This window comes from Adlercreutzia sp. St.1H8 (genome assembly GCF_059728655.1).
Map to the genome: position 1 here is coordinate 2397515 of NZ_AP039376.1, position 19089 is coordinate 2416603.

Annotated in this window: 14 protein-coding genes; 3 read left to right on the forward strand and 11 right to left on the reverse strand. The window is 66.0% G+C overall.

The annotated features are described in order from the left end of the window. Positions 1–404: 404 nt before the first annotated feature. Together ispF and ispD are read right to left on the reverse strand one after the other, a co-directional pair. Positions 405–965 (reverse strand): 2-C-methyl-D-erythritol 2,4-cyclodiphosphate synthase, encoded by a 561-nt coding sequence (gene ispF, locus AC6I0Y_RS09490; RefSeq protein WP_497731317.1) that lies wholly within the window; start codon positions 963–965, stop codon positions 405–407. Continuing rightward, complete coding sequence (gene ispD / locus AC6I0Y_RS09495) at positions 955–1812, reverse strand: 2-C-methyl-D-erythritol 4-phosphate cytidylyltransferase (protein ID WP_497731320.1); 858 nt, start codon at positions 1810–1812, stop codon at positions 955–957. Before ispD ends, ispF begins: the two co-directional genes overlap by 11 nt. 128 nt (positions 1813–1940) lie before the next feature. Here ispD and AC6I0Y_RS09500 point away from each other — a divergent pair, with 128 nt between their 5' ends. After that, complete coding sequence (locus AC6I0Y_RS09500) at positions 1941–3143, forward strand: HipA domain-containing protein (protein ID WP_497731323.1); 1203 nt, start codon at positions 1941–1943, stop codon at positions 3141–3143. Positions 3144–3227: 84 nt separating this feature from the next. Here AC6I0Y_RS09500 and AC6I0Y_RS09505 read toward each other — a convergent pair whose 3' ends face one another. After that, positions 3228–5798 (reverse strand): ATP-dependent Clp protease ATP-binding subunit, encoded by a 2571-nt coding sequence (locus AC6I0Y_RS09505; protein ID WP_160707796.1) that lies wholly within the window; start codon positions 5796–5798, stop codon positions 3228–3230. Positions 5799–6154: 356 nt separating this feature from the next. Between AC6I0Y_RS09505 and AC6I0Y_RS09510 the strand changes: the two genes are divergently transcribed. Further along, on the forward strand, positions 6155–7669 hold the full coding sequence (locus AC6I0Y_RS09510; RefSeq protein ID WP_497731326.1) for an APC family permease: 1515 nt from the start codon (positions 6155–6157) through the stop codon (positions 7667–7669). A 20-nt stretch (positions 7670–7689) separates the two neighbouring features. Here the strand turns inward: AC6I0Y_RS09510 and AC6I0Y_RS09515 are convergent, their stop codons facing one another. From AC6I0Y_RS09515 to AC6I0Y_RS09550, 8 genes are all read right to left on the reverse strand, one after another. Next, positions 7690–7956, reverse strand: coding sequence for a hypothetical protein (locus AC6I0Y_RS09515; protein WP_497731329.1), 267 nt, complete (start codon positions 7954–7956; stop codon positions 7690–7692). A 42-nt stretch (positions 7957–7998) separates the two neighbouring features. After that, positions 7999–8910, reverse strand: a complete 912-nt coding sequence (locus tag AC6I0Y_RS09520; protein ID WP_160707799.1) for a LysR family transcriptional regulator — start codon at positions 8908–8910, stop codon at positions 7999–8001. Positions 8911–8960: 50 nt separating this feature from the next. Beyond that, positions 8961–9479: an FKBP-type peptidyl-prolyl cis-trans isomerase gene (locus AC6I0Y_RS09525; protein ID WP_160707800.1), complete on the reverse strand. Its 519-nt coding sequence runs from the start codon at positions 9477–9479 to the stop codon at positions 8961–8963. Between the two features lie 52 nt (positions 9480–9531). Further along, positions 9532–10926 (reverse strand): SLC13 family permease, encoded by a 1395-nt coding sequence (locus AC6I0Y_RS09530; protein WP_160707801.1) that lies wholly within the window; start codon positions 10924–10926, stop codon positions 9532–9534. Positions 10927–11007: 81 nt separating this feature from the next. Then, positions 11008–11346, reverse strand: a complete 339-nt coding sequence (locus AC6I0Y_RS09535; protein ID WP_497731334.1) for a 4Fe-4S dicluster domain-containing protein — start codon at positions 11344–11346, stop codon at positions 11008–11010. 2 nt (positions 11347–11348) lie between these two features. Next, positions 11349–13754 (reverse strand): molybdopterin-dependent oxidoreductase, encoded by a 2406-nt coding sequence (locus AC6I0Y_RS09540; protein WP_497731336.1) that lies wholly within the window; start codon positions 13752–13754, stop codon positions 11349–11351. A gap of 198 nt (positions 13755–13952) precedes the next feature. Beyond that, positions 13953–15422: an MFS transporter gene (locus AC6I0Y_RS09545; RefSeq protein ID WP_160707804.1), complete on the reverse strand. Its 1470-nt coding sequence runs from the start codon at positions 15420–15422 to the stop codon at positions 13953–13955. 205 nt (positions 15423–15627) lie between these two features. Then, positions 15628–16581, reverse strand: coding sequence for a LysR family transcriptional regulator (locus AC6I0Y_RS09550; protein WP_160707806.1), 954 nt, complete (start codon positions 16579–16581; stop codon positions 15628–15630). 179 nt (positions 16582–16760) lie between these two features. Here AC6I0Y_RS09550 and AC6I0Y_RS09555 point away from each other — a divergent pair, with 179 nt between their 5' ends. Further along, positions 16761–19088, forward strand: coding sequence for a molybdopterin-dependent oxidoreductase (locus tag AC6I0Y_RS09555; protein ID WP_160707808.1), 2328 nt, complete (start codon positions 16761–16763; stop codon positions 19086–19088). The last annotated feature ends 1 nt before the right edge of the window (position 19089 follow it).

Sequence of the window (19089 nt, forward strand, 5' to 3'; positions counted from 1 at the left end):
GGAGGCGGATTTTTTTCGGAGAAGGCAGCGGAGCGCGCCGAGCAGGATCGGGACGGGCGGCCGGCAGGGCGGCGGGGCGGCCGAGTCGGACTGGGGCGGCGCCGAGCAGGATCGGGACGGGCGGCCGGGGCGGCAGTGCGGCGAAAGGGGCGCCCGTCCCCGCCCGCCCTGCCGGCCGGCAAGTTGACACGGGCAGAAATAGAGGGCGTTTTCTGCGAGAAATGACGGTTCTGCATGATTTCTCGGGCGCGAGGCGACCCCCATCACGCCACAAGCCTGCGGGACGCTTTCGCGACCTGGGGAAACGCGGGGCGAACCGCCAGCCCGGAAGCGAGCGACAATGCAAAGCCGTCATTTCTCGCAGGGAAGGGGCCCCTTTGCCGCCCAGGCTCGAGGGAACCGGGCTAGAGGCGGCACACGAGGCAGGTGGCGGTGGCGGAGATGCCCTCCTCGCGGCCCTCGAAGCCGAGGCGCTCGGTGGTGGTGGCCTTCACGCCCACGTTTTCTGCCGACAGGCCCATGGCAGCAGCCAGGTTGGCGCGCATCTGGTCACGGTAGGGCGAGAGCTTGGGCGCCTGGGCGGCGATGACGCTGTCTACGTCGAGGATCTCGAAGCCCTGCTCGCGCACGAAGGCGGCCACGGCGGCCAGCAGCTTGAGCGAGTCGGCGTCCTTGTAGGCCGGGTCGGTGTCGGGGAACAGCTTGCCGATGTCGCCCCCGCGCACGGCGCCGAGCAGCGCATCGGCGATGGCGTGGGCCAGCACGTCGGCGTCTGAGTGGCCGTCGAGCCCGCGCACGTGCGGGATGTCCACGCCGCCCAGGATGAGGCGGCGCCCCTCGGCGAAGGCGTGCACGTCGTAGCCAAGGCCCGTGCGCAGTCCGCGCAGGGCCGCGGGAACCGCCGAGGCGCCGGAGCCGGAGCCGGCGCCCGCATCCGCGCCAACCGCGTTCGCACTACTCGCCATGGCTGACCCCCTCGGCGTCCCTCAGGAACATGGTGCGCACGGCGCTGGCCAAAAGCACGTAGTCCTCCGGCACCGTGAGCTTGATGTTGTCGCGCTTGCCCTCCACCACGAGCACGCGACCGCCAAGCCGCTCGATGAGCGCCGAGTCGTCGGTGCCCACAAAGCCGTCAGAGAGCGCGCTCGCGTGGGCGCGGCGGTAGATGCCCGTGCGGAACACCTGGGGCGTCTGAGCGTTCCAGAACACCGAGCGGTCGGGCGTGCCCATGATGACGCCGTTCTCCACCACCTTGAGGGTGTCGACGGCCGGATGCGCCACCACGGCGCCGTCGCAGTCGAAGTTCCCCTTCACCGTGTTGATGGTATGGAGGATGAGGTCGGGCGAGATGAGCGGACGGGCGCCGTCGTGCAGCACCACGTACTCGTAGTCGTCGCCCACATACTCCAGGCCCGAGAACGCCGACTCCTGGCGGATGGAGCCCGCCGGCGCCATGACGACGGGCGTGACGAAGGGGAACGGGTCGATGGCGCGGGAGAGGTACTCGCGCATGCGCTCCTCCGGGCACACGATGACGATGAGCCCCACGTCACCCACGGCGTCGAAGGCCTCGGCCGACCAGGTGAGGATGGGCTTGCCGGCAATCTCCACCAGCTGCTTGCCGCCTTCCTTGCCGAAGCGCTCGCCCGTGCCGCCGGCCAGGATGATGGCCGCCGTCTGGGGGTTCTTGTCCACCTTGCCCTGCAGCCCGCAGTTCACCTGGCTGAGCGCGTCGAAGTCGAGGCCGTCAAGCAGCAGCTCCGGTGCGCGCAGCACCGCCGGCTCGAAGATGGGATCGATGGTCTTGGACATTGGGCTACCCCCTGGTGGTTTGTCGGTCGCGTCTAGTATAGAGCAGGACGGCGGCCCGCGCCCGAGCTCGCTCCCCCATCCCGTATAATGCGACAAAGGCCGACGAACCGGGAAGGCGGTGGCAAGCGATGGCGGTGGCTCGCTACGTGCTCATGAACAAGAACACGCCCGTGCTGGCCTTCGAGTACGACCTGGACGAGCACAAGGCCGTGCGCGTCACGCGCACGGAGAACCTCGACGCCGCGCCGGTGGGCCTGGCCGACCGCCACGGCGAAATCTCCAAGCACCAGGTGAACTACTGGTGGCACCATCGCGCCATCCCCGCCTCGCGCGCCCACGTCAAGCGCCTGCTCGAGAACCTGCGGCTCGACAGCACGCTCGTGCTGGCTGAGCGGAGCTTCGGGCTGTCGCTCTCCGACCGCTACTGGCTCAACGACGAGGACGACCCCAAGACCTGGGACGCCGTCAACTTCTTCGACAACGACTTCACCGATGACCTGGGGTTCCTCACCTTGGGGCAGGACTCCCAGGGGTCGTCGCCCGACGCACCCGACTACGCGCGGGTGAGCCTCTCGTCGCCCAACAGCACGCTCGGCGGCGACCTGCTCAAGAAGTGGAAGATCATCGACGGGCAGCGCGTGTTGCTGAAGTCGGGCATCGGCTTCGTCAACCAGGAGCCCTACAACGAGGTGATCGCCACCGAGCTGCACCGCCGCCTCATGGAGCCGGGCGAGTTCACCCCCTACTGGCTGTTCGAGGACGGCCGCCGCGTGTACTCCGCCTGCGGCAACCTCCTGGGCGACGACGAGGAGCTCGTGGCCGGCTGGGACGTCATCCGCAACGTGAAGCAGCCCAACAACCTGTCCGACCTCCAGTTCTACGTGCGCCGCTGCGCCGACTTCGGCCTGGACGCCGACGAAGTGATGACCCAGCTGGCCAAGATGTTCGCCTGCGACTTCGTGCTGGCCAACCGCGACAGGCACTACCGCAACTTCGGCGTCATCCGCAACGTGGAGACGCTCGAGGTCACGGGCCTGACCCCGGTGTTCGACACCGGATCGTGCCTCTGGTCGGACGCGGAGCTGCTGGAGGTGCCGGGCGACTTCCTGTACCGCGCCAAGCCGTTCAAGCGCGACGGCATGAAGCCCGCCGAGCAGGTGGCGCTGTTCGAGGGCTACTTCGGCTGGCTCGACGCGGCGGCCCTCGACGGGTTCCCCGAGGCCGTGGCCGCCATCCTGGGGAAGAACCCCAACATTCCCGAGCGGCGCATCGGCATCATCGTCGACCAGGTGAAACGCAAGATCGAGGTGCTCGACCGCATCGCCTGCTAGGCCCAGCGCGGCCCAAACACGCAAGAAGGGCCCCGGGGGCGTGTCCCCGGGGCCCTCGGCATTCCAGGCGGACGGGCGCGTCGGCTAGTCGGCGGCGCCCCCGGTGAGCGAGCCGGCGGGCGCAGGGCGCGAGCCGGCATGGCCCAGGTCGAAGTTGGTGAGCAGCAGCTCGGCGTCGCGGGCGATGGAATCGCGCTTGCGGGGCGCCGGGATGGAGCCGGTGCCCTCGTTGAACACGAGCTCGCCGTCGACCGCCGTGACGTCCACCACGCTGCCGCTCGTCCAGCGGCCCTCGAGGATCTGCTCGGAGAGCGGATCCTCCAGCAGGCGCTGGATGGCACGGCGCAGCGGGCGGGCGCCGAAGGTGGTGTCGGTGCCCTCCTTGGCGATGAGCTTGATGGCGGCCTCGTCGAGGTTGATGGACATGTTCTGGGCGATCATGCGGTCGCGCAGGTCGGCCACCATGAGCTCGACGATCTGGGCGATCTGCTCCTCGGTCAGCGACTTGAACACGATGATCTCGTCGATGCGGTTGAGGAACTCCGGCCGGAACAGCTTCTTCATCTCCGACATGACGCGGGACTTGATCTCCTTGTCGGAAAGGCCGCTGCCCTCGCTGGCGGAGAAGCCGAGCGTCGTGGTCTGCGCGATGTCGCGCGCACCCACGTTCGACGTCATGATGATGACGGTGTTGCGGAAGTCCACGGTGCGGCCCTGGGCGTCGGTGAGGCGTCCCTCCTCGAGGATCTGCAGGAGGATGTTGAACACGTCCGGATGCGCCTTCTCGATCTCGTCGAAGAGCACCACCGAGTAGGGGCGCTGGCGCACGGCCTTGGTCAGCTGGCCGCCCTCGTCGAAGCCCACGTAGCCCGGAGGGCTGCCGATCAGGCGCGACACGGCGTGCTTCTCCATGTACTCGGACATGTCGAAGGACAAGAGCGCGTCCTCGGAGTTGAACAGGAACTCGGCGAGCGCCTTGGAGAGCTCGGTCTTGCCCACGCCCGAGGGGCCGAGGAAGATGAACGAGCCGGCGGGGCGCTTGGGATCCTTGAGGCCGCTGCGCGAGCGGCGAATGGCCTTGGAGAGCGCGGTCACGGCCTCGTCCTGGCCGATGACGCGCTCGTGAAGCACGCCCTCCATGCGCAGGAGCTTCTCCGTCTCAGCCTCGGTGAGGTTGGAGACGGGCACGCCGGTGGACATGGACACCACGTCCGCGATGTCCTCAAGCGTGACCTGCTGGATGGTCTTGGAGGAGTCCTCGGCCCACTGCTTCTCGGCCTCCTCGCGCTTGGTCTTGAGCTGGGCCTCCTCGTCGCGCAGCTGGGCGGCGCGCTCGAAGTTCTGATCGGCGATGGCGGCGTCCTTCTCGCCGCGGATGCGCCGCAGCTCGTCGTCGAGGTCGCGCAGCTCCTTGGGCAGCGTCATGTTGCGGATGCGCATGCGGGCGCCGGCCTCGTCGAGCACGTCGATGGCCTTATCGGGCAGGTAGCGGTCCTGGATGTAGCGCTCGGAGAGCGTGACGGCGGCCTGGATGGCCTCCTCGGTGAAGCGCACCTGGTGATGGGCCTCGTAGCGGTCGCGCAGCCCCTCCATGATGCGGATGGCCTGCTCCTCGTTGGGCTCGTTGACCGTGAGCGGCTGGAAGCGGCGCTCGAGGGCGGAGTCCTTCTCCAGGTGCTTGCGGTACTCCTCGAGCGTGGTAGCGCCGATGATCTGGATCTCGCCGCGCGACAGCGGGGGCTTCAGGATGGCGGCCGCGTCGATGGAGCCCTCGGCCGAGCCAGCGCCGATGATGGTGTGGATCTCGTCGATGAACAGCAGCACGTCGCCGGCGTCCATGACCTCCTTGATGACCTTCTTCAGGCGCTCCTCGAACTCGCCGCGGTACTTGGAGCCGGCCACGAGCGCCGACACGTCGAGCGTGATGAGGCGCTTGTTGCGCAGCAGGTCGGGCACCTGGTTGGCCACGATGAGCTGGGCCAGCCCCTCGGCGATGGCGGTCTTGCCCACGCCGGGCTCGCCCAGGATGAGCGGGTTGTTCTTCTGGCGGCGCGACAGGATCTGCATGACGCGCTCGATCTCGGCCGCGCGGCCGATGACGGGGTCGAGCTGGCCGTCACGGGCCTTCTTGGTGAGGTCGGTGCCGAACTCCTTGAGCATGGAGTCCGAGCCGGCCCCCGTCGGGTCGAACCCGCCGCGGCCGGCGTAGACGGCGCTCTGGCCCACCAGGTCGTTCAAGGCCGCGCGCACGTCGTCGCCGGTGACGCCCATGCGACCGAGCACCTCGAGCGCGGTGCCCTCGCCCTCGCGGACGATACCGAGCAGCAGGTGCTCGGTGGAGATGTAGGACTGGCCCATCTGCATGGCCTCGCGCAGGGAGTTCTCCAACACGCGCTTGACGCGCGGGGTGAATTGGAGGTGCCCGGAGACATCGGCCTCCTCGTCGATGGAGACCACCTGGCGGATGGTCTGGACGACGCCCTCGTAGCCGACGTTCAGGCGCGCGAGGGCCTGGGCCGCCAGGCCGTCCTTCTCCTGGATGAGCCCGAGCAGGATGTGCTCGGTGCCCACGTAGGGCTGGTGGAGCCCGCGTGCCTCGTCCTGCGCCAGGACCAGCACCTTGCGGGCCTTGTCGGTGAACTTCTCGAATGACATGCTCGCCTCGTTTCTCGCGGAGCTTCAAGCTCTCTCTGTTGCTCGGAATCATCCTAGCATTCCTGTCAAACAAGTGCTAAGACGCCAGCTCGCCGAGGGCGCCCCCCACACATATTATGCGTACATGGGAGATGGGCGATCCGCAGGGCGAGGAAAGACGACTGCCCGCTCGAGCCCCCGCCTCAAATGGCAGAGCGCAGCGAAGCATTCCGCCTTGCAGCCTCCTCCACCCCTATCGTCCCAGGATCCCCAATCGGCCGCCTCCTCCTTTACTTTACTACAGTAGAGCGCTATAGTTTCTGGGCATGTTCCGTCACCGCGAGCCTCCTACTCCGCGGTTTCAGAGAGGAGCCGCCATGAGCGCACCTTACGATGACAACGACCCCTCCGCCTCCGCGCCGTCGCTGCGCCGGCAGTTCGGCCTGCGCGAGGCCATCACCATCACCGTGGGCACCGTCATCGGCGTGGGCCTGTTCACCACGGGCGGCAACATCGTGGGACTCATGGGCCCAGCGGTCATCATCGCCACGCTGGTGGCCATGCTCGTGTCCATCTACCCGGCGCTGCTCTACGCCGAGATGGGAGCGGCGCTCCCCTACGCCGGGGGCACCTACCAGTACGCGGGCCTCGGGCTCGGACGTCCCCTGGGGATGCTCGCCGGCTGGAACTTCATCATCTCGCTCGTGGCCGTCACCGGCGGCGAGTCGCTCGCCTTCGCCTACTACTTCAAGACCATCTTCCTGGCCGTGGGCGTGGAGCTGCCCGTGCCCGACGTGGTGCTCGCCTGCGCGGCGCTCCTGCTGTTCATCGTCACCAACGTGCGCGGCGTGCAGATCACCGGCCGTCTGCAGAACGGGTTCATGTTCTTCTTCTGGGGCGTGGCCGTCATCTGGTTCCTCACGATGATCCCCGAGGTGAGCCTGCCCACCTTCGTGACGACGCCGGACTTCCTGGGCTCCCTGGACGCCTTCGGGTTCATCGCCGCCGTGGCCATGATCTGGTGGTGCTTCGCCGGCTTCGAGACCTGCTGCGGCATGGGCGAGGAGATCCGCTACCCCTCCGTCAACATCCCGCGGGCGCTGAAGCTCGCGCCCTTCATCATCTTCGCCGTGAACGGGGCCTTCCAGTGGTTCCTCGTGGGCATCACGCCGGTGGACGCCATCCCCGGCCTGGCCGACGCGGCCGCCCCCTACGCCGAGGCCATGGTGTCGGCCGGCATCCTGGGGCTGCCGCTTCTGCTGCTGGCCCTCGGCGTGGCCTTCGGCGGCGACTTCTCCACGCTCAACGCGTCGATCGCCGTGCCGCCGCGCTATTTGTTCACCATGGCCCGCGACGGCGCCATGCCCCGCGTGTTCGCGAAGGTGCACCCGCGCTTCCGCACGCCGTACGTGGCCATCATCGCGCTCGGGGCGCTGTCCATCCTGCTCGTGGCCACCTCCACGCTGGACTTCATCGCGTCGCTGTCGCTGTTCGCCGACCTGTTCTACTACATCATCGGCATCGCGGCGGCCCTGGGGCTGCGTCGACGCATGCCCGATCTGGCGCGTCCCTTCCGCGTACCGGGCGTAGCCGTGGGCGTGCCGGTGTCCATCGTCATCTACGCCGTCATGATGAGCCAGCTGGGCACCGAGCCCTTGGTAGTGGGCGCCCTGTGGTGCGTGATCGGGCTCGTGGTGTTCTTCGCCTGCCAGAGCCGCTACGGCAAGCCCGAGCCGGTGTCGGTGGCCGAGGCGCTGCCCGGCGCCGCCGACGTGCCCGACGCGCAGGAAGCCGCGAAGATGGATCGCGAGTACCGCCTGTGGAAGATCGTGGTGGCCGCGGCCTGCGTCGTGGTGGCCCTGCTCTACCTGGTGCCGATGCTGGTGGGATAGGACGCGAGCGGGCGCCCTCGCTACAGCAAGCCGGCGGGGATCACCAGGGTGTCGCCGTCGAGGGCGCTGACCCTCTCGGCCACGCAGATGATAGCGCCCGTCCCCCGGGGAACCGATGCGCGGTCAAGGACCCCGAAGCTTTTTGTCATCGAACGGCTGGGCGACGCCGTCTTCTTGGGCGAGCAGGGTCGATTTCCCACCTGACGAGGGCCGGTCACCAGCAGCACCGCGTACTCGCTCGCAGTTTGCTCAACCAACGACTCGATAGCGCGCGGAATATAGCTCATGACCTTACCCGAAAGGTAATGAGGCCATCAGGGGAGCCGGCGCTATGAGATGGGCACCGAAGGGTGCCACTTGAGGAAGCGGGCCTCATCCTGAAGCCAGCGGACAAAATGGGTGATCTGATCCTTCTTCGGGCTATCGAGCGGGTAGACCGCGCAGTCGCGCACGTTCTCCGCCTCCCCGGCGAACGGGATCTTGAAGCATCCGCCGATCGCCGTTCTCTCGGGAGGGCCGTCGAAGTCGGTCATGCCCACCCCCTTGGTCTTCTTGATGGCCGCAAGCGCCATGGCCGAGTTGTCGACGTAGCTTACCTTGGGGCCGCGCCCCTCGGCGGCAAGCGCGTCGAAGAACGCCTTGTAGCGCTGCCGCGAACCATTGGGGACGATGAGGGTCCGGCCGCGGACGTCCTCGATGCCGAGTGCATCGCGTGCCGCCAGCGGATCGTCCCCGCTCACGATGAGACCCAGTTTGGCCGAGCGCAGGGGCACGGCGGCGCAGCCGTCGAAGGAGCTGGAGAGCGAGCGCAGGATGAGCAGGTCGCGCCTGCCGTTGAGCAGCATCTCCTTCATGGACTCGAAGGGATCTTGAGCCACGCGGACGAAGCAGCCGCCCTCCGCCGAGGCGTATTCGATGAGCGAGTCGAAGGGATCCGTCATCGAGCCGATCACGAAGGAGTCAAGCCCCAAGACCAGCTCATCACGGCCGTCGGCCTCCTCGTTGTAGAGGTCGTCGACGAGACTGATGACCCGCTGCGCCCGGCGCGCGAACCGCTCGCCCTCCGCCGTGAGCCGCATCTGGTTGTGCTTGCGCTCGAAGAGCTGGACGCCCATCTCGGACTCAAGGCTCCTCACCGAGTTGCTGACGGCCTGCCGCGACGTGCCCGTCGCCTCCGCGGCCTTCGCGAAGCTCGCCCCCTCGCACGAGGCGAGAAAGAAGCGCAGCTGGTTGATCTCCACGGGAACACCCCTTCCTGCCCTCAGCCGGCGCACCTGCGGGAAGCACCGCATCAGACGTCTGCGATCCGCCTCCCGACCTGCGCCTCGACTTGCCTTCGAAGCTCGTCGAGCAGCACGTCCACCTGAGTCGCGCCTGCCTCGCCCTCGGCGACCACCCTCACTACGTACACGACGTCGCGCCCCGCCAGGGGATGGTTCAAGTCGAGCACCACCTCGAAGTCGTCCACCTTGACCACCTTGGCAGCCGTGGGCTCCTTGTTCTTGCGCGTATCGCCGTACCACTGGATATACTCGCCCACCGGAAGCGAGCGGTAGTCGGGAATCATGCTCACCGGGATGCGAAACACCGCGTCCTCATCACGCGGCCCGAAGCCCTCCGCAGCCGACACCGCAACCACGCGCTCCTCGCCAAGCGCCATCTCACGCAGAACCCGCTCGAGCCCCTTCGGGACGCAGTTGGCCCCGAACACCACGCGCAGGGGCGCCTTATCCACACGCTCCTCGAATACGGCTCCGTCAGGATACGTTCCCCGATAGGCGATGTCCACCCATGAGCCCAACTCTCTCATCGCGATTGTCCTTCCTCTTGTCGACACGCCCCCGCCGCAGGCGGCGAGCGCGCTATCCGGGAAACACCACGCCCACGGCCATGGGCAGATACACCGTGCTGAACACAAGGCTTACCACCACCGTGGGGATCTCCGCCTTCCACATCTGCCTGACGGTGAACTGGCCGGCATCGTAGGTGTAGGCACGTAATATGTCGATGGGAAGCATGAAGCAGATGGTGCCCCACACGACGCCGACGCACGTCATGACGACCGGATGGATGCCCGTCACCGCGCCAATGCCGATGAGCGCCGGGATGGCGAGGATGGTCACCGGCGGCCCCGCCGGGATAAGCACGCGTATCAGGAACAGCACGAGACACGCAAGGAACAGCGTGAGGGGCACCGGCAAGCCCGCAAGCGTCGCAAACGCGTTGCCCACGAGCCACTGGATGAGCCCCGACTGCTCGATGACTGTGGCCATGACCATGACGCCCGGCAGCAGAAAGAACAGGTCCCATGAGGCGATCTTCTGGAATCGCTCGGGCACCATGACATCCACGCCGGGCAGGTACATGACGATGGCGCCGATGATGACCACCATAGGGCTGCTGAGAAGGGGCACGACCGACCCGGCGAACCACAGGGCCACCATTCCCAAGAAGATGACCAGGGATTTCTTCTCGAGCACCGTCCATCGCCCCAGACTCGTCGCCTCGAGAATCTTCCGATAGGTCGTCGGATCCAGCGGCTCGGGCCGCAGGGTCAGGCAGAGGAATCCCCACAGCACGCATACGATGAACCAGGAGAGGGGGATCATGATGAGCACCCACTGCAGAAACGTGATGTCCACGCCTGCCGTGGCGCGGAGCAGCTCGATGGCCACCACGTTGCTCGGAGCGCCCACCGGCGTTATGCAGCCGCCGGCATAGGCCGCGAGCGGAATGCCGATCATCATGGCCGCGCGCAAATTCCGGTTCTCCCCCGTCACCACCCGTCGCTCGATGCCAAACAGCGAAACCACGAACGTGTACACGATGGTCGCTGCCGTCATGTCATCGCAAAACGAGGAGATGAGCGCGCAGGTGGCAAGGATAACCAGGAGAAAGGCCCGGCCGCTGTCCTTGGTGAACCGCACGAGGAACCCCACCAGACGCAGCGGGATGCTCGTCTGCGAGAGCATGCCCGCCAGGAAGAACGAGCCGAGCACCATGATGCTTGCGCTCGTCATGAACGACTTGAGCGCCTCGGACATGGAGTCGTAGCAGCCAACCGCCACGCAGGCCGCGCACACGTAGAGCGTGACGATCATCTTGGGGAAGATGTCGAACAGCCACATGATCACCGATGAGAACAGCACGCCGAACACATGCCACGCCGCGACAGCCAGGCCCTCCGGCGGCGGCGTGAGCGCGAAAAAGAGCAGGAACGCCAGTGCGATTGCGATGCCGACGATACGCTTTGCCATCTCTCCCCCCTTCGCTTCATCCCCTGCATGGCCCGGCGCCGCAGCACGCCGCCGCAACGCCGGACCCGTTGGGCCATCAGACTACCGCGGGCACCAGAGCACCTGGTTCGGTTTCCGCTCAAGCTCCAGGGCCAGCTCGGACACCGGGCCGAACTTCATCACCTGCGCCAGGCAATGGTGCACGCAGGTGGGCTCGCGCCCGGCAGCCACGCGGTCGGCGCACAGGTCGCAGAGCTTGGTGGGAACGGGAATCTTGTGCCAGTTCCAATCATGGGGCTCTTCGACCAGCCAGGGGCCGTCGTCGAACACACGGATGCCCCATGTGCCTACTGGATAGCCGTGCTCCTCCTTGCAGGCCACCTCACACGATTGGCATCCGGAGCAGAACTCGTAGTCGATAAGCAGGCCGTAGCGTCCCATGCCTACTCCTCCTTTCCCGCCGCGGGCGAGTCGCTTCGGTAGCTTTCATCCTCATCCAAGCGGTAGAAGTTGTCATCATACTTGTGCTTGGGCATTCCCGGCTGATCGATGCCCTCGACGTCGACGCGCTCGAAGTCCTCTGGCACCGCCTTGCGGAAGTCGCAGAGCAGGCACTTGTAGGGAGCGCCGAAGCCCAGCTTTCCGTTGCGGGAGTGGGGCACGAGGCTGTTGATGTTCGCCTTCCACACGCCGTAGAAGTGCGGCGCCTCGCCATCCTCCTCAGGGAACCACCAGCCGTGCTGAGCATGCACGAGACCCGGCTTGACGGCGTTGGTGACCTTAGCGACGAACAGGCAGAAGCCGAACTGGTTCTCCACGCGCACCCAATCGCCGTCCTTAACGCCCTTGGCCGCAGCGTCCACGGCACTAACCTCGAAGACCGGGTCGGGCACCAGCTCGCGCAGGTAGGGGATCTGGCGCCCCTCCGAGTGGAAGTAGGCGTACTCGCGAGCGCCCGTGGTGAGAATGAAGGGATACTTCTCAGCCACCTCCGGAGTGGACACCGGGCTGAACGGGGGCTCCACATAGTAGGGCAGCGGGTCCTCTCCAAACGACTGGAACGCGTAGGAGTAGAGCTCGAGGCGCCCCGTCATCGTGTTGAAGCCCGGGTTGCCATCAGGGCGCAGGTGCCCGGTCTCGTACTTGCGGTAGCCCACGACGCGCTGGTGCGTGACCTCCTCGCGTAGCTTGGCGTGGTTCATGCCCGTGCCGCCGACGAAGTAGTCGTCGATGAACTCCATGGGGGTGCAGGCGTTCTCGCCCGTCCAGGCAGAGGGGTTCACGATGAGGCCCATGTCATGATAGTTGTAGAACTCTCCCTTGCACTCCCCCACCTCGATGCACTTGTTCAGCGCGCTGTAGTAGTTCGGGGTGCCACCATAGTGGGTGGGGACGATGGAGTCCTGCTCGATGCAGGAGGAGACAGGCAGGAACACGTCGCACAGGGCCATGGCCGTCGGGGTCATGAAGATGTCGTTAACCCAGTTGAAGTCAAGGTCCTTGGCGGCGTTGTACCAGCGCTTCGGCTGCGCGGAGCAGGTGGGCGCGAGCAGGTTGGTGGAGCCGAACCAGATGCCGTGGATCTGGTAGGGCACGGCGGTCTCCAGGGCGTCGAGCGCGCGATCCGCGTGGGCGCGCAGCATCATGTTGACGTAGGCGGGATACTCCTCCAGGCCGATGACCTTCTCCTTCAGCTCGTCGGGGAGGAGCCTCCAGCCCAAGCCCGCGACCACCTTGTCGCCGGAGCCGTCGAAGATGTCTTGGAGGATGTTGCCGCCGGGAACGTCGAAGTTGCCCGTGATGGCGATGAGGCTCAGGATGCACTGGCCCGCCTGGGCGCCGTTGACCGTCTGGTCGATGGCCAGGCCCCATGCGATGGACGCCGGCTTGGCGCCCGCATAGGCGCGGGCGGCCTCCCTGATCTCCTCCGCCGGGATCTCGCAGATCTCCGCCGCGCGCTCGGCCGGCATGGTGGCCACGCGCTCGGCCAGCTGCTCGAAGCCGTAGCACCACTTGTCGACGAAGTCGTGGTCGTAGAGGTCCTCGCTGATGATGGTGTCGAGCATGGCCATGCCAAGCGCCGCATCGGTACCGGGGCGCAGCTGCAGGTGGTAGTCGGCCAAGGCGCATGTCCATGTCAGGCGCGGATCGACGCACATGAGCTTGGCACCGCGCTTCACCAGGTCGAGGACGGCGTGGCCGAACAGGCCGTCGCCGTTGGAGACGAGGGGCTCCTTGCCCCACTGGACGATCATCTCCGGTACCTGGTACTGCGGGTCATCGTAGCCGCCCGGCAAGCCGCCGGCAAAGTCGATCTCCGGATAGGGCGCGCCCAGCAGGTACTGGGTGATGGAGACGCGCGGCCCGTAGCAGGCGAAGCCTGATTGAGCGTAGCAGCCGTTCGGCGTGCCGAGCGCGCGGTGGGCACCTACCCCAGCCATCTGGGTCATGCGGCCGGTGCCGGTCATGGCCAGCATGGTCTCAGCGCCATACTCCTCCTTGATGCGGCCGACGTTCTCCGCAATGATCTCGTAGGCCTCCTCCCAAGTGCAGCGTTCCCACTTGTCCTTGCCGCGATCCTCCCGGGCGCGCTTCATCGGGTAGATGACGCGGTCGGGATGGTAGGTGAAGTCCTTCAGCGTGAGACAGCGGACGCACAGGCGTCCCTTCGTGACGGGGTGGTTCTCGTCGCCCTCGATGCGGACGAGCTTGCCGTCCTTCACGTAGGTCTTGATACCGCAGCCCGTCGGATGGCAGCCCGGTGCCGACCAGGCCGCTCCGCGCGTGACCACCGTGCCGTCCTCCTCAACCCAGCGCCACGGCTTGCCGATGTCATTGTCGAATTCCATTGGTTCTCCTCTCGTGGTATCTCATCGCAACACCGGGCGTGAGGTCCTCCAAAGCTGCTCCGCAGCTCTCGCAGGCCCCTCGCCCCGGATCGTTCAAGGTGCCGCAGACTGCGCAGGGAGCCTTGGGCTCAATACCCGCTCGAACCCCCTTGCAGGCCCCGCATTGCATACAGGCGTAGCCGCACATCCGCGTCGTCGCTACGCGGCCTTGGTGGCCTCGGACTCGGCGAGCTCGCGGGCAACCTGGTCGGACAGCTTCTTGTTCATGGGGTTGAACAGGGTGAGCACGACACACGCGATGCCGAAGGCAGCCGGCAGGCCGCTGAACAGGAACTTGAGCCCGCTGGCAGCCTCGGCCGTCACCGCCGTGGCATCGAAGCCGATGGCCACCAGGCCAAAGCCAAGCACCGTGGAGCCGATGGTGATGGCCAGCTTGGGAATGAGCGAGAACAGCATCATCATGAAGGGCTTGAGGTCGCGTCCAGCGCGCAGGGACGAGTAGTCGACGACGGAGCTGTAGTAGGCGATCTCGCAGGAATGCGCAAAGGCCCAGCCGACGTAGCCGACGCACATGAGCGCGGTCAGCACCACCGGGTTGGAGCCCAGCAGGAAGGCACACAGCAGGCAGGAGGTGAAGATGCCGACGCCAAGGGCGTAGAGGTTTCTCGAGCCCTTGATGTACTTGGCGACGAACGGGGCGATAAAGGAGCCGAGGATCATGAGGCCCGTCGAGCTGGACAAGTACACCGTCAGCATGGAAGCATCGCCCGCCACGTAAGTGTAGTAGAAGGCCGACAGCCCGTTCACGATCATGTACATGGCGGTGCGGCACATGCCGGCGCAGATGAACAGCACGAACGGCTTGCACAGGGTGTAGCGGATCATCTGCCACAGCGACGCATCGTACTGGTCGGTCTTCTTCTCCTGGCCCTGCTTGTCGGCTTCCTCCGCCTCGTTGATCGCATCAGCCTTCTTGCATGCGGCAGCCAGCTGCGTGTAGGCGATGACGTAGAGCGCCGCGATGGAAACGGCGAACAGCGAGTAGCCCATCACGTCGTTGCCTTGGCCGAACAGGGCCACGGCGCTCACCGCGACGAGCGAGAAGACGAACTGGCCGGCCGAGTTCAGCAGGTTGCGCGTCGCGGAGTAGGCGATGCGGTTGTCCGGGTTAGGCGCCAGCAGGGGCAGCACGCCGTTGTAGGCGGTGTAGGCCAGGTTGAAGCAGAGGTTGTAGCCGAAGCACGCCACGCCAAACCAGACCGCCTGCCCCAGGCCCGTCATCCCCAGGTCAGTGAAGCGCATCCAGAAGAACAGGCCGCAGAGAACGGCGCCCATGACAAGCCACGGGCGAAACATGCCGTACTTGCCGTGAAACAGGCGGATCTTCTGCATGATCGCGCCCAAGAAGGGCAGCGACACGGTGTCCACGAGGGCGGTTATGGACAGCACGCTTGCCATAAGCACGGTGTCAAGGCCTGCCGTGCCCGTCAGGTACACCGCCCAGAAGGTACTGATCATAGCCGTCATCATGGTGGAGAACATGATGCCCAGGCCATAGCGGAATGCCATGACGCTGTAGCCCACGCCCTTTCCCTGACCCGTCTGAGGCTCAGGGGCCTCCCCCTCAACGCCCGGGGCGCTTAGCGTCTTTTCCTCAAAGTTTCCCATCTTCCTCCCTTTCGCTCCATGAGCTTTCGCCTTTCCCGAAACCCCGACGTCCCTCCTTCCGTCCGCGTGGCCGATGACGGAAATGTACCGTGCGGCCAGGAGCTTTTCCAGGCTCAGGGGGTGGTCGCGGAAGTTGTCAACCGCGTATCGAAATTGTCCAAGCGGCGCAGGGGAGGCAGGGATGGCGAAGAGAGCCGCGAGGGCCCTAGCGCGAGCGTTCGCGCAGCGCGGCTACGAGGGGATCGACCTTGGAGAGACCGAGGACATCCAGGCGCCCGCCCATCACGTAGCCCTTGAGGAAGCTTCGCACGCTGCGCGCCTGAGCCTGGTCATCACGATAGACGAGGCAGTCATAGAGGCAACGCTGCCGGCCGTCTTCTTCGAGGGGAATCACCCGGTAGGCGCCATAGGCGGCCGCCGCCCCGTCCTCCCCCATCGCCACGAGCGCGGCAGCGCCTCGGCGGGATACCATGCCGAGGACAAGCGAGGGGTCGTCGACGCAGGAGAGCTCACGCAGCTCTACGCCTCGGGCGCGGCACTCAGAGAGAAGGGCTGCATGGCGATAGCGATGGCCGCGAGCCGTCACCAGACGACAGGCTGCCAGGTCAGGCACCGCAAGACGCTCCCGCGCGCTAAGGGGGTGGGCAGCGCCCACCAGCACCCCCAAGGGCTGGCGCCCGAAGCAGATAGCCGCCAGCCCCTCGAAGCTCAGACGGTCATAGCGGCCGAACGCCAGGTCGAACCGCATGTCATAGAGGCCCCGGAGACATCCCTCCGGGTCGGACTCCTCGACGAACGATCGGAAGATGACATCCATGCCGTCGTCCCCGGCACCCAGCAAGCTGCTGCTGGGCAGGATGCGCGCGTCCACGATGACTCGCATCTGGCTGTCACAGCCATCAGCCGATACGGAGAAGTCGCGCGTCAGCCGGTCAAACTCGCTTACCACGCGCTTCGCCTTCTTGGCGAACAGCTCTCCTTCGGCCGTAAGCTGCGGCCGGTTGCCATTGAGCACGAACAGCTTGCGGTGGAATTCCTCCTCAAGGCTCCGAATGGCATAGGTGATAGCGTGTCTCGTCGTGTAGTGGACAGCAGCCGTGTGCGCGTAGTTGAGGCACTCGCTGGCAGTCACGAAATATCGCAGTTGCTTGATGTCCATGGCAAGAATTCTAGCATCCGGCCCGCGACGACGGCTTTCGCGGGGGCGTCAGTTTTTGATTGACACGGTGGCAGGAAGAACCTGATTTCGCGCCAGGCTCTCCGCCCCTACACTGAGCCGCAGAAAGCATGGGCCGCAAGGCTACCGTGCGAGGAGAAGAGCCGGCGAAAGGAGAGGCAATGCCACGATGCCCGCGACCTATCAACGAGGAGCTCTACCGCGACGAGTGGACCTGGCAGGAGGGCGAGTACACGGTCTACCGCAACTGCCAGTACACAGCCCCCGGCTGCCACAACGGCTGCGGTGTGCTCCACTACGTCAAGGACAACAAGCTGGTCAAGATAGAGGGCGACCCCAAAGGGGCGCTTTCCAACGGTCGTCTCTGCATGCGCTGCCTTGCCATGGAGGAGATGGTCAACCACCCGTTCCGCATCTACCACCCCATGAAGCGCGATCCCTCCCAACGCGGCAACGATGACGCATGGGAGGTCATCACGTGGGATGAGGCCTACGATCTTTACGTCGAGAAAGCCGAGGAGATTCTCGGAAAGTACGGCAAGAAGTCGTTCTGCATCCTCGGCGGGACGGGGCGCAACACCACCTGGCAGTTCGCCGCGCTCGCAACCACCGTCATGGGGTCGCCCAACTACACCTTCGGGTTCTTGAGCGGCAACTCCTGCTATGTCCCGCGCATGAACGTGTGCTTCTGGATGGGTGGCGACGTGATGGTGGCCGACTGCGCTCAGTGCGTCGAGGAGGGCTACGATCACCCCGACTATGTGAATCCCGAGGTGTGCGTGATCTGGTGCTGCAACCCCATCGTCTCCAACGCCGACGGCTTCTTCGGCCACTGGATCGTCGACCTCATGCGCATGGGCACCAAGCTGATCGTCATCGACCCACGCCTGACCTGGATGGGCGCGCAGGCGGAGCACTACCTGCAGATCAAGCCTGGCACCGACGGCGCGCTCGCGCTCGGCTGGATCAACATCATCATCCAGGAGGATCTCTACGACCATGACTTCGTCGAGCGATGGACCTACGGCTTCGACCAGCTGGCCGCACGTGCCGCGGAGTACCCGCCCGAGCGCGTGGCGGAGATCACCGGCATCCCCGAGGACCTCATCGTCGCCTCGGCGCGCCGCTACGCCACCGCCAAGCCGGCATCCGTTCAGTGGGGCCTCAAGTTCGACCAGTTCAAAAACGGCTTCGGCGCCGCGATGGGCTGCGCGGCCCTCTGGGCGCTCACCGGCAACATCGACGTTCCCGGCGGCAACATCGTAGTTAACACCGGATTCATCTCCGGCGATGCCCGGCGCATGTTCTCGGGTATGAAGAATACCGCCGGCGAGGAGTTCGACATGACCGAGCGCCTCGGCCAGGACGAGTTCGTCGTCGAGCAGATGGGGCTCGAGCCCCAGGCCCACCCCGACAGCCTGCTCAAGGCCCTCGAGACCGGCGAGCCCTATCCCATCAAGTTCCTCTTCGAGCAGTCGTCCAACTTCCTGGCCAACATGGGCGCCGACCCCCAGCGCCTGCTCGCCGCCGTGCGCACCGTGGACTTCTTCGTCGTCACCGACTACTACATGACGCCCACGGCCGCCGCCTGCGCCGACCTCTTCCTGCCTATCGCCATGAGCGTCGAGCGCACCGGCTGCCGCAGCATGTTCAACCCCACCCGCGCCATCAGCCCGGTGGTCACCACCAACGCCCACACCGACGAGGACATCGTCCTCGACATCGGGCACCGGCTCAACCCCGAGGGCACGCCCTGGGCCAACGCGACCGAGTTCTGGGAGGACGTGCTGCACAACATCCGTGACCAGGCAGGCAAGCCCTACTACCCGCCCGACTTCACCTTCGACGACTTGCGCGAGAAGATGTACGTCTGGGAGCCGTTCGAGTACCGAAAGTACGAGAAGGGCCTCCTGCGCTCCGACGGCCAGCCCGGGTTCTCCACGCCTACTGGGCGCTTCGAGTTCTACAGCCTGACGGCAGAGGCCGCTGGCGGCGACCCGCTGCCCCACTACGTACCCGAGCCCAACAAGAACGCCGACCCCGAGGCCTTCGAGGACTACCCCCTCTACCTGACGACAGGCCGCCGCTCCTGGGAGTTCTTCCACAGCGAGCATAGGCACCTCAAGTCGATGCGCGAGTTTCACCCCTGGCCGCAGGTGGAGATGACCCAGGAGACCGCCGACAAGTACGGCATCGAGGAGGGCGACTGGGTGCTCATCGAGAACCCTCGGGGCTCCGTTCGCGAGAAGTGCGTCATCAACCCGTCCATGCACCCAGACACCATCATGGCCGAGCACGGCTGGTGGTACCCCGAGCGCCGGGGCGAGATATCCGGCGACAACCCGTTCGGCGTCTTCGATTCCAACATCAACCAGCTCGTTCCCATGGAGGACTACGGCCCGCTTGGCTACTGCGCGCCCTACGACACGCAGATGTGCCGCATCTCCAAATGCACCGACTACCACCCCGCCTACGACCCGGGCTATTAAT